The sequence below is a fragment of the Adonisia turfae CCMR0081 genome (assembly GCF_011009555.1).
GTDB lineage: Bacteria > Cyanobacteriota > Cyanobacteriia > Phormidesmidales > Phormidesmidaceae > Leptothoe > Leptothoe turfae.
In genome coordinates, this window is record NZ_QXHD01000004.1 from 6173157 (window position 1) to 6184404 (window position 11248).

Annotated in this window: 12 protein-coding genes; 6 read left to right on the plus strand and 6 right to left on the minus strand. The window is 48.0% G+C overall.

The genetic code is table 11. The features are described from left to right. Nucleotides 1–120: 120 nt before the first annotated feature. Nucleotides 121–1092 carry a phycobilisome rod-core linker polypeptide gene (locus DXZ20_RS30275; protein ID WP_163664937.1) on the minus strand — a complete coding sequence of 324 codons (972 nt, stop codon included), beginning with the start codon at nucleotides 1090–1092 and terminating at the stop codon, nucleotides 121–123. A gap of 703 nt (nucleotides 1093–1795) precedes the next feature. Between DXZ20_RS30275 and DXZ20_RS30280 the strand changes: the two genes are divergently transcribed. Further along, on the plus strand, nucleotides 1796–2440 hold the full coding sequence (locus DXZ20_RS30280) for a YHS domain-containing (seleno)protein (RefSeq protein ID WP_163702660.1): 645 nt from the start codon (nucleotides 1796–1798) through the stop codon (nucleotides 2438–2440). An 80-nt stretch (nucleotides 2441–2520) separates the two neighbouring features. Here the strand turns inward: DXZ20_RS30280 and DXZ20_RS30285 are convergent, their stop codons facing one another. From DXZ20_RS30285 to DXZ20_RS30295, 3 genes are all read right to left on the minus strand, one after another. Next, a complete protein-coding gene (locus DXZ20_RS30285; protein WP_163702661.1) occupies nucleotides 2521–3549 on the minus strand; it encodes a threonine aldolase family protein in 1029 nt (342 codons plus the stop codon). Between the two features lie 22 nt (nucleotides 3550–3571). Further along, entirely contained in the window at nucleotides 3572–3997 is a 426-nt protein-coding gene (locus DXZ20_RS30290) for a thiol-disulfide oxidoreductase DCC family protein (RefSeq protein ID WP_163664932.1), read from the minus strand. A 111-nt stretch (nucleotides 3998–4108) separates the two neighbouring features. Then, on the minus strand, nucleotides 4109–5476 hold the full coding sequence (locus DXZ20_RS30295; protein ID WP_250565982.1) for a (Fe-S)-binding protein: 1368 nt from the start codon (nucleotides 5474–5476) through the stop codon (nucleotides 4109–4111). 234 nt (nucleotides 5477–5710) lie between these two features. Here DXZ20_RS30295 and DXZ20_RS30300 point away from each other — a divergent pair, with 234 nt between their 5' ends. The 3 genes from DXZ20_RS30300 (at nucleotide 5711) to DXZ20_RS30310 (ending at nucleotide 8148) form a co-directional block, all read left to right on the plus strand. Further along, nucleotides 5711–6523 carry an acyl-CoA desaturase gene (locus tag DXZ20_RS30300; protein ID WP_163702662.1) on the plus strand — a complete coding sequence of 271 codons (813 nt, stop codon included), beginning with the start codon at nucleotides 5711–5713 and terminating at the stop codon, nucleotides 6521–6523. A 411-nt stretch (nucleotides 6524–6934) separates the two neighbouring features. Beyond that, a complete protein-coding gene (locus DXZ20_RS30305; RefSeq protein WP_163702663.1) occupies nucleotides 6935–7873 on the plus strand; it encodes a CHAD domain-containing protein in 939 nt (312 codons plus the stop codon). Nucleotides 7874–7950: 77 nt separating this feature from the next. After that, on the plus strand, nucleotides 7951–8148 hold the full coding sequence (locus DXZ20_RS30310; protein WP_163702664.1) for a hypothetical protein: 198 nt from the start codon (nucleotides 7951–7953) through the stop codon (nucleotides 8146–8148). A gap of 263 nt (nucleotides 8149–8411) precedes the next feature. Here DXZ20_RS30310 and DXZ20_RS30315 read toward each other — a convergent pair whose 3' ends face one another. Then, complete coding sequence (locus DXZ20_RS30315) at nucleotides 8412–8945, minus strand: pentapeptide repeat-containing protein (protein WP_163664923.1); 534 nt, start codon at nucleotides 8943–8945, stop codon at nucleotides 8412–8414. Nucleotides 8946–9505: 560 nt separating this feature from the next. On the opposite strand from DXZ20_RS30315, the gene DXZ20_RS30320 reads away from it, so the two are divergent. Then, nucleotides 9506–10102: a LabA-like NYN domain-containing protein gene (locus DXZ20_RS30320; RefSeq protein ID WP_163664921.1), complete on the plus strand. Its 597-nt coding sequence runs from the start codon at nucleotides 9506–9508 to the stop codon at nucleotides 10100–10102. Nucleotides 10103–10375: 273 nt separating this feature from the next. Here the strand turns inward: DXZ20_RS30320 and DXZ20_RS30325 are convergent, their stop codons facing one another. Continuing rightward, complete coding sequence (locus DXZ20_RS30325) at nucleotides 10376–10630, minus strand: hypothetical protein (RefSeq protein WP_006513927.1); 255 nt, start codon at nucleotides 10628–10630, stop codon at nucleotides 10376–10378. Between the two features lie 255 nt (nucleotides 10631–10885). Here DXZ20_RS30325 and DXZ20_RS30330 point away from each other — a divergent pair. Then, on the plus strand, nucleotides 10886–11248 hold a 363-nt coding region (locus tag DXZ20_RS30330; protein ID WP_163703664.1), incomplete at its 3' end, for a hypothetical protein.

Genomic DNA, 11248 nt, shown 5'->3' on the forward strand with positions numbered 1-11248 from the left:
TGCCTTGGGCACACCCTGGAATATCAGGTGATATCAAAACTTCCTAAAATACACTTGTGCTTCTCCCTAGATGTTAGGGAGAAGCACAAGGAAGGGACAAGCTTAACCAAGCTATGACACTTAGTAATTAAGAGGTGCAAGACCTTTTCTAGCGCGCATTTCTCCTAGCAGTTCCCGAGCAATGCTATATAGCTCCTTAGGTACGCGGGGTATGGACGTTTTAACCAACTCCGCTGAATAGGAATCAGGAATCGCCCTGATGTCAGGAATCTCACCAGGCCCCTCAGACAGTAGATTGGGCTTCAAGCCAGGGTTATCGCCGCCAAACCTAGACTTATCGCTCCCACAAGCAGCACCAAATAGGGAAAATGAGCGAGTGTAGCCTAATCCGTTGACACCAGTCTGAGTGTTATAGCCCCTGGGATAGGGCACATACATATCTCCAAACGTTTGGAAATACTCATCACTATCTAAATAAGCATCAATTTCAGCGTCGAAACCACCCTCTGCAATGATTTGAATATGCTCGGAAATTTCCGCATAGTTCTTAGGGGCACGGCCCAGCAGATGCTTGAAATTCAATTCAATGGCAGTCACATTGGGATGCTTTTCCCAGAACAATGATCTGTAATGATCAGACTTAGCCAGTGCCCGAATAAACTCAAGCACGCTAATTTCGCCGCTGCGCACTTTTGATTCAGCAATGGTGCAACGCTCAGACTCCATTAGATGAGCATTACCAAAAACCTGTTTGTAAGCCGCAGCAATCACCAAATCGGCATTCCCTTGGGATAGGGCATCGCCAGTGTATTCAGCGACAACACTGCCAGCAATGGCGTCGCGATATTTCGTCGGTAAAGTTTTAGCCTTATCTTCTGGGGCTGTCCAAATTTGAATCCGACCGTCTACCTCCTTACTGGCTACAGGTTTCGGAGCAGCGACGGCCTTAGGCGTAGGTGATGTGACAGGGGCTGGTGTGGCTACAGCTTTAGGCTCACTCGCCTGCTTGGCTTCAGTTGGTTTTTTTCCATTCAGTACTGGCAGCTTGAGGTTCTTAGATTGTTCTAAGACGCCAGATAACCCTTTAAGCATTTCCTAAGCCCTTTAGAAAAAACAAATTTGACAACCTCACACACTTAACGGACTCTGTTTAGTCTCATTAAGGACGTAAATTAAATTTTTATTCTCCCACAAAGTAAGGAGCTAAAAACTCGCTGAAAACCTACAGGGGACGTAGATTACAGGGCCAATCCTATCAGCGTGACTGGTGCCTCGTCAATGAACGTTGAATGCAGCAAATGCTGACTGCCAGGGTGGATATGGCTTACTTTTCTATCCTTCAAAATCATTGAAGAGTAAGGGCTTGGTTGAATTAGTTCCAAGTTATATCAGCTGAGATACTCTCTGATTTGATCCTTTGGATGGGCATTCAAATAGCTGGTTCGCTACTTTAGAAAATTAAAAAACGTAACAAAACGTAAAATCACATGGGGATTGCCCAGGTTTGAGGGGAGCCTGTGGTAATGACTGATCTGCTGCACAGGCTAACAGGTGAGCAGTTTGGATACGATGTGACGGCATGGCAACAGTGATGGGCCAATCAGCATGAGGGCTCATTATATGAGAAGGGCTCATTATATGAGAAGGGCTCATTATATGAGAAGGGCTCATTGAATAACGGACTAAAGCTCATGGTTAGTTCAGCGCAATCTCAGGTTCAAGCATGGAGTTGATGCCAATATATCCCTGGTGCTGCCAACGTAATACCCTCTAGCCTTTAGGAAGTATCAGGTCCATGAAAATCAAGTATTTTTCTACTCTGATTGCCGCTTCGATTGTTAGTTTTACAGCTGTCGTGGCTCCAACTCAGTTCATCCCTGCCCAGGCCAATCCTTGCGCTGCTGGCGTTGTTAATCCTTGTGCGGCGACCCCTTGCGCGGCGGCCCCTTGCGCTGGCGCTGCAAATCCTTGTGCGGCTGATCCTTGTGCAGCCTCTGTAGCTGCTGCGATCCCAACCGTTTTCTCCGATCCTCAGGCAGAGGATAATCTTGCTATTCGAGGGTATGACCCAGTGGCTTATTTTACGGTTGGTGCGCCGGTTGAAGGCAGCGGCGACTATGCGTATGAGTGGAACGGTGCTACCTGGCGTTTCTCTAGTGCGGCTAATAAAGAACTGTTTGCTAGTAACCCCGAAGCCTATGCCCCCCAGTATGGTGGCTACTGTGCAAAGGCTTTGAGTGAAGGGAATCTGGCTTCAACAGTACCTGAGGCTTGGGATATTGTTGAGGGTAAACTCTATCTCAACTACAGTCTGGATGTTCAAACGCAGTGGAAAGGAGATATTCCTGGCAACATTTCTAAAGCAGATTCTAAGTGGCCCAGCATTTTAGAGACTTCCAATGTTGTTTACTACGACACTGTTGGAGCCTTCTATTTCTAGGTTTGGATTCTTTTTGTCCTTGACACCCCTAAAGCAGTTGTTATATCAGGATACCCTTTCCCGATAGAGAGAGTTTTCTTTTAATTTTCATTGAGGGAAAGGTCCACCAGATCTGGAACCTGTAAAATCTGCTCCTCTGTTACCATTAAATTAGTCACGGCCCGAATAGACTTTGGCCCCACCGGTAAAACATAAACGCCTTTTAGCTTAAGACGATCTACCAGCACCTGAGCGCGTAACATTTTTGTGTGAAAAACAACAATGTTGGTTTCCACGGCTGTAGGGTCAATGATAATTTCTGGAATTTCTGCCAGACCTTTGGCTAAGGTTTGGGCGTTAAGATGATCTTCTTTTAGATGGGCGCGATGGTGCTTAAGGGCATAGATGGCCCCTGCCGCCATCATGCCTGCCTGTCGCATACCACCGCCAAACATTTTGCGGAAGCGTCGGGCCCGTTCAATAAAGTCATGGGACCCAGCCAGGGCAGAGCCGATGGGCGCACCGAGACCTTTGGAAAAACATACGCTGACGGAATCAAAGGCTTTAACGTATTGCTCCTCAGGGGTGTTGGTGGCAATGCAGGCATTCCACAGTCGGGCACCATCAAGGTGAAGCTTGAGACCGTGCTGTTTGCAGACCTGCGCGATCGCATCTATCTCGGACAGGGGATAAATCTTGCCCCCACCTCGGTTATGGGTATTCTCTAGACAGACTAATTTAGTCTTTGGAAAATGAACATCGGCGGGACGCAAAACCGTTTCCACATCTGCCGCCGTGAAAACGCCACGATCTCCGTTGATCAGGCGACACATCACACCGGATAGGGCAGCGGGACCCCCACCTTCGTAATAGTAAATGTGCGCCTGGGATTCTAAGATCACCTCATCGCCCGGTTCCGTATGGGTGCGCAGCGCAATCTGGTTGGTCATGGTGCCAGAGGGCATAAAGACCGCCGCTTCCTTGCCCAAAAGACCCGCCACAAATCGCTCTAGCTGCCGAACAGTGGGATCATCTCCCAGGACATCGTCCCCAACTTCAGCGGTGGCAATGGCTTCCCGCATACCACGGGTCGGTTGTGTAATGGTGTCGCTTCTCAGATCAATGGGCATGGGCTTGGTTGCTTCTGACCGATTACAACCGACAGGTTTCCTCAGGCTGGCACCGCTGGTTGCGTTGGGCAATTATAGTGGCTAAATCTGGGCGACCTGTGAGTTTTAAACGCCAGTCCGCCCAAATGTCGTAAATTTTGTCTATTAAAGGCCCCAGCACAGGCCACTGGGTAGGGGCATACATCCAGCCGATACCCAGTGTGGTATAGACTCGACGAAACACCTCAACATTTTGAATCACACTGCCATCGGGTAGGACCGCATGAATGCGAGCCATCGCTATTTCAAAGGAAACACCCCCGTTTGCAGCAGGATCATAATCGTCCGCAGCAATATCTGTAAAGACTACTAGGCCACGACCATTGTCCTTTTTTCGGAGAAAATTTACTTCGCGCAGACACAAAGGACAGTCACCGTCATAGAGCAGCTTAATTTTCCAGTCGGCCATGGGTGCAGATGCGTTTGTTTCCTTTGGTAGTCTAAAGGGATTTTCTGATTATTGCTGGTGGCTGGGTGATGGGATATCCTCACCCTCCAGCATCGCGATCGCACGTACGCTTCAATCTAGTTTTTCGCCACTAATGGCCTTATCCAGTAATTCAATTGGGTGCATCAGCGGCAGCGTTTTTCCCTGGAGCTCAAGATGCTTTTGAATCTGAAGGGCACAGCCTGGATTCGACGAAGCGATCAGGGCCGCTCCTGTATTCATCAAATTAGTCACCTTCATCTGGCCCAATTCATTGGCAACTTCCGGCTGCAGCATGTTGTAAACACCAGCGCTACCGCAGCAAAGTTCTGCATCAATGGGGTCAGCAACGCTGACGTTAGGAATTTGTTTAAGCAACTGGCGAGGCGGCTGGGTGATGCCCTGGCCATGGCGTAAATGACAGGCATCTTGATAGACCAGCTTGAGGGGGGTATCCGTCACAGCAGAGAGTTTGGCGGTTAACCCTACCTCGGCAAGAAACTCCTGGATATCGCGAACATTGTCGCTAAAAGCGACCGCTTTGTCGCAATAGTCGGGGTCGTCTTTAAGAATATGACCGTAGTCTTTTAAGGTGTGACCACAGCCAGCGGCATTGATAATGACGTAGTCTACGGCGGTGTCGGCGAAGCTGTCGATCATCTGACGGGCAAGGGCCTGGGCCTGGTCAGTTTCTCCCTGGTGAGCGGGCAGAGCGGAGCAGCAGCCCTGGCTTCTGGGAATCACCACTTCACAGCCGTTAGCGCTCAGTACGCGGGCCGTCGCCTCATTGACGTCAGAGAAAAAGACGCGTTGAACACAGCCCAGCACCATGCCAACTCGGTAGCGTTTTTTGCCTTGGGCAGGTACGGTTTCTGGCAGATTGTCTTGGAAGCACTTGGGAGTGACCGCAGGCAAGTTTGATTCCATCGCCGCCAGCTGCGGTGAAAAACGCTCTAATAGGCCGGTGCTGCGGATGACTTTCGATACCCCTAGCCATTGATATAGGGCAAGGGGGCCCAACAGCAGACGAATGCGGTCGGGGTAGGGAAATAGGGAGAAAATTAACTGTCGGATCAGGTTGATGGGGAGAGGGCGCTGATGGTTACGATTGACTTGCGATCGCACCGAATCAATCAACCGGTCATATTGCACTCCAGACGGACAGGAAGTTGTACAGGCTAAACACCCCAAACAAGAATCAAAATGACTGGCCGATGCCGCAGACAGAGGGGCCTCTCCCTTGTTGATGGCATCCATCAAATAAATACGACCCCGAGGTGAATCAGTCTCTTTACCAATAACCCGATAGCTAGGGCATGTCGTCAGGCAAAATCCACAGTGGACACAGGCATCAATTAAAGATTGGTCAGGGGGCTCATGGGCATCAAACCCAACCGTGTTAGAGTCCAGGCCAGTATTAAGCTTAAGAGAGGCCGCCGTAGATGGTTCCGAAGTCTGCATTCAAAGGAGCAAGAGGCAATACTCTAACTAGCTTATCGTTTTCGTTATGATGTCATGGCTCTAAAACACCTTTTGTCGATTGAATAAGCTAATGGAGCAAATAAATATACTCCACACGAGTGGTCTGTACCTATGGTGGCAATGGCCTGGGAATGAAGCGATACAAGACGAATATGTTAGTCTGCCATAGGGGAACAACCCCTCAATCAGTCTTACTTATTTAGGTAATAATCCTTGGTTACTACAGCAGCTCTACCCACCCCACGGTTACGCTGGACGGTGGTTGTTTCAACGGTCATTCTTCACTTACTCGCTCTCCTAGCGCTGCTGCCAAGCAATTTTAGTTGGCGAGCCATTGGCATCGCTGTTTTTTTACATGCGTTGACTCAAGGTCTCGGCATTTCCCTCGGCTTTCACCGAATGGCTAGCCATCGCAGTTTGCGAGTACCTCTGTGGTTAGAACACCTGTTCATTTTGCTGGGTACCCTCGCCTTTCAGGGGGGCGTATATGGCTGGGTGGGGTATCATCGCCTGCATCACAAGCACACTGATCAAGCACTCGATCCCCACAGTGCTAGTAAGGGATTTTGGTGGAGCCATATCAACTGGCTAATGCATACGGTGCCTACCCAATCCTTGCTACCTCGCATGACCCAAGATATCCGTGACGATAAATTCTATCAGTTTTGCCATAACCACTACATCACACTACAGGTGGCTCTGGGACTGCTGCTATATCTAATGGGTGGCATGCCATTTCTTGTCTGGGGCATATTTGTCAGACTGCTCGTTAGCTTCCATGGCACTTGCTTTGTGAACAGCGCCTGTCATAAGTTTGGCTACCGTTCCACTGACACCGATGACATGTCTACCAACTGTTGGTGGGTGGCCATACTCACCTATGGTGAAGGCTGGCACAACAATCATCATGCCTGTCAGTCTTCTGCTTGTTTTCAGAAAAGCTGGTGGGAAATTGATCCCGTATGGCAAGTAATCCGATTGCTGCAGGCGGTTGGTCTGGCTCAAAAGGTGAAAACAGCCAATTAATGGAATTTCTGTAGGGGCTTACTTTTGATATATCACAGGGGCAATCTGGGGGACCATAATGCCCGTTAAGGGACCGTTAAGCTCCTCCGGCTAGTTATGACTAGCTGAGGGTTGCCCACTGCCCCCTTACTACGGACAGTATCTGAGTGTGCCGGGGCAGGCAGTGCTGACGACCGATGGAGTGGGGCTAAAAGTAAGCCTGACAGCGGTGTATGAAATTAGCAACCCAGCGATGGCCATTAATTTGAGCTATCGGCTGGGGCTCAAGATAATTCTGAAAATATAGCTAGAGAGCCTGCTTGATCGGTTGTTACCTATTCCTAATCAGGTGGAGAAATTCTAAGGAAAAACCACAGACTAAAGGCGATACGATAGGCTGAAATTGGCTCTATGAAATCAGGGGCGCATCGCATGAAACCCCAACTTGTGTCAACTATTGCCCAGCTACCGGTAAAAGAAAAACCCGAATGTGTTGGTGACTATGCCCACCAGGCCATCAAAAAATATGTTGATCATATTCTCCAGCACGAAAAGGGTGTGCTGGCCCATCATCACGATCCTGAATTTGTGCATCAAATGCGTGTAGGCTTGCGTCGTCTGCGGACGGTGCGAGCAGCCTTTGACTTTGCCTTGGTTTTACCCGATGCAGTTAGTGATCGTGCCCTGAAGCGGCTGGGCAAAGCTTTGGGGCGCATGCGAGACCTGGATATATTGCAAGGTTGGCTTAAAAAGTACAGTAACCAGACTAAGTTGAAAAAATCGGAAATAAAAGTGCTACGCACCTTAAACCGAACGCTGAAAAAGCAACGTAAGCAATGTCGGGTTCAAACTGACAAGCTACTGCGGAGTAAGGCCTATAAACAACTGTTCAAGGTCATCAAAAAATGGCTGAAACAGCCGCAATATCAGTCCGTATCGAGATTGCCTTTGACAGTCGCTTTGCCAGACGTTCAGTTGCCGATGATCTGTCAGCTATTGTTGCATCCTGGCTGGTTAGTGGTGGATGCAACTGACACAACTAAGCTTGAACAGGTCCATGATCTGCGCAAACACATTAAAGGTGTGCGTTATCAGATGGCATTATTTAGAGAGTTTTATGGCGAAGACTATAGAGCCCAGGTAAACACCTTCAGACAGATGCAGGATGTGCTGGGTGAATTGCAAGATGAATCAGTTGTGCAATCATTTTTGGCAACCATGCTCGGTTCTAAGTGGGCGAAAAAATTGCCTAGCTTACATCGGTGTTTTCAGAAGCAACATCATCAGCTATGGCAGCAGTGGTTAGAACTACGGCAGCCTTATGTGTCTGCAACCCAGCGTGATGCTTTACATCAGCTGTTCTTGGTGTAGCCAGATTCTACCCGCCCTCATAAAATCTTCAACTTTGTAGCCTATTAATGTAACAGCACTACAGGTTGGAGGTGACTATGAGTTACTGTATTTGTTGCAATAGTTCGCTGTTACGACATATTCGTCATGGTGAGGTGTATTTGTATTGTCCTGACTGCCGTCAGGAAATGCCGGAGGCGGATAGCTGTGGTGCCGATGAAGTGCATGCTGTGTTGAGTAATATGTTGTTTAGGCCGCTAGTCGTATCGGATGCTGAGGTTGTGGGGGCACACTGATGTACGCCCGAGGCAAAATAGTGGTAACTGTCTGAAATTTTCTTGTTGATATTGGCTATATCTTCAAATAGAACAGATATCTCTTTTTGATTGGGTAAGAGATTTGCATAAGAAAACGAATATCTCTGGAGGGACGTATTTCTTTGCGTTCTTTTTTTGTGGCCATTCTCAGGAGACCTAGGAAACAGGTAATTGATTATTGGCAAACAGCCTAAAAGGGCGCACAGCAGCGCGCCCCTACGGAGAAACACTTAGACTATTTTTTAATGTGCGCCCCAGGTAACCCAGCGATGAGCTGTGGTGTCTGCGCCATTCATGACAGGGGTTCTGAGATGGCAAAGGTTAGCACCGTCATGATCTACTTCCTCTAAGCCAGTTTCGTCTAAGCAGGCAGCGGTTAAGTTGGCATTACAGAAGTTAGCGCCACTGACAATGGCGGCGGTAAGATTAGCACCTCTCAAATCGGCTCCTTCTAAGTTGGCCATTCTGAGGTCGGCCTGGCTCAGGTCGGCTCCGACAAGACTCGTGCCTGACAGATCGGCCCCGATAAAGTTAGCGCCCATGAGCTTGCTACCGCTGAGGTCGGCCTTAGTGACATCGGCATCGGTGAGGTTGGCGCTGTTGAGGTCACTGCGGCTAAGGTCTGCATTGCTAAGGTCTGCGCCGCTGAGATCGCATTGGCTAAAGTCTACGCCGCTGAAGTGCGTTTGGCTGAGGTTGGCATTATGCAGGCTAACACCGGAGAAATCGCGGTAGCCTTGGTTATATTCGTGGCGGAGTTGTTGAATATTAATCATGGTGTGTCTCCTATAGGGGGTTGTCCAAGGTAAAGAGGTGGGGCTCTCTAACTGACATGAAACAGTTTGGCGCTATTGGCGGAATACCTACGACAGAGAATTGATACGATCTGTGGTTTGTTGTGATGGATCGTCACACAAATGTGCGATTAATGTGCGATTAATGATTCGCCGTTCGTCAACACTGTTCCTAACGGTATCCCTATCTTGGCGTACTTTATAAAAAGCGACACAGGTTGTTAATGGATTGCAATGCCCCACGCTGATCTATGGGCAAGCAATACCTGTAGCATTTCAGAACTTTTTCATTTTTAGAAATTAGTGTGTGAAGTATAGCCATCTGTGTGATGCATCAGGTTGCTTATCCGTCAGCACTATAAAAAGAAAGCTTATGAAATATAACGAGAATGGTAACCCGTTCCCAACAACTGTTTACATCACACTTGAACATAGCGGCAACATTGAATTCAAGCCCATGGAGCCATAGGCAGATCGCACCTTCAAAGCTTGACGATCTGTGCTTATTCCCACCCCTCTGTAGAATTTAGTAGGTCCTAATTATGACGATTCATCAAAACAGTTTATCTAGCCTGCTGCCCCATCAGGATCGTGGTCGCACTGCCATCTTTATTGATGGCTCGCACCTGTTTTATGCGGCCTTACAGCTAGATATTGAGCTGGACTACACCCAATTGTTAGCAACGCTAACTTTGGATTCAAAACTTCTAAGGGCCTTTTTCTACACAGGTGTGGATAGCAATAACGAAAAACAACAGGGCTTTTTGCTATGGATGCGGCGTAATGGTTATCGAGTCGTTACCAAAGAGTTAGTGCCAATGCCTGATGGCTCTAAGAAAATTAATTTAGAGGTGGAAATGGTGGTTGATATGTTCACCCTGGCTCCTTACTATGACACCGCTGTTTTGGTCAGCGGTAACGGCCACTTGGCTTATGCCGTTGATGCTGTTAGTAGACAAGGGGTACGGGTCGAGGTGGTTGGTCTTAAATCTATGATGAGTGATTATTTGATCAATGTCGCCGATGCTTATCTAGATCTCTCCACCATAAAAACTGACATTCAAAAAGCTGTTCACAAAAGAATTACTAAGGCTAACGAAGATCACTATGTTTATCGGCCACTGACAGCTAGAGTATAATGAATTTGCCTGTGCAGGGGTGCTCAGATATCTTAAGACTATAGTGATTGCTGATTTAGAGGATGAACCAGTCTAGCGTCATTGCTATGTAACGGCCCCTCATCGCCAACCCCCTTCTAAAGATCAGCAATGCCAGAAATTTACATTCAGCCACCCTTGATTTAGCCTTAATCAGCTATATGGGTGGCTGAATTATAGATGATATTTTGGAATCACCCCGTTCCCCACCCATCTACAGCCTCAACCTGGGTCTTTATGTTTGGGCAGTCTCCTTTAGACGCATTCGCCAAAATGCTTTTGGATGGTTTTCACCGCTCTATCTAACTCATACAGAGCCGTCTCCATAATTATCACGCGACCATCGGGTAGATCTAGCCGCATGCTGATGCTGGTTCGTCCCGAGGCCATGCCCTTTGACATCGCCACAATTTCAACTGGAGCTGCCTCATTACCGAAATAAATCACTTCTTTCTCCAATAGATCATCCCAATGTTCTTCAGGTTCTAGAATTGTGTGAAATGTGAGCATTAGGATCTTCTCCCTTCATAATTTCCTCAGGCTCTTACCCTAGCGTTAAGTATGGCTTTCTTTATCTGGAAGGAAACACCCCATTACGGAAGCCCAAACCATGACACCTAAAAATGAAGCCGCTGGGGAGAAAGTTGCTATTATTTAAGCATTTAATTCTGAGACACTTGTGAAGGCATCTCCTGTTTGCCTCACAGGTTCCCCATGCTTTTTCCTTAAAGTAGCGATGTAGGCTAATTTAGGGAGTTAGAGGTAATGCAAAGCTCCACCGATCAAAATCTAAACAGTTACAACAATGAAGAAAAGTCTTTTCATCGACTAACGACGCTATGGCTAAGTGTAAAGGCCGGATTAATCTACTTTGTGACTGTTTTTGGAATAGGTTTTCTGTTGGGGTTCATTCGAGTGGTATGGATAGAGCCTCAATTTGGGGTCAGACTGGCTGAACTGTTGGAAATGCCTTTGATGTTAATGGCCGTTGTTGTAACTGCCTACTGGGTTGTGAAGCAGCTAGCGGTGCCGCCGGTGCTATGGTCCAGGCTCAGCATGGGCTTAGTGGCCCTGGCTTGTTTGCTGTGTGCAGAATGGGGCCTGGTTCTGGGGCCACGGGGACTTTCC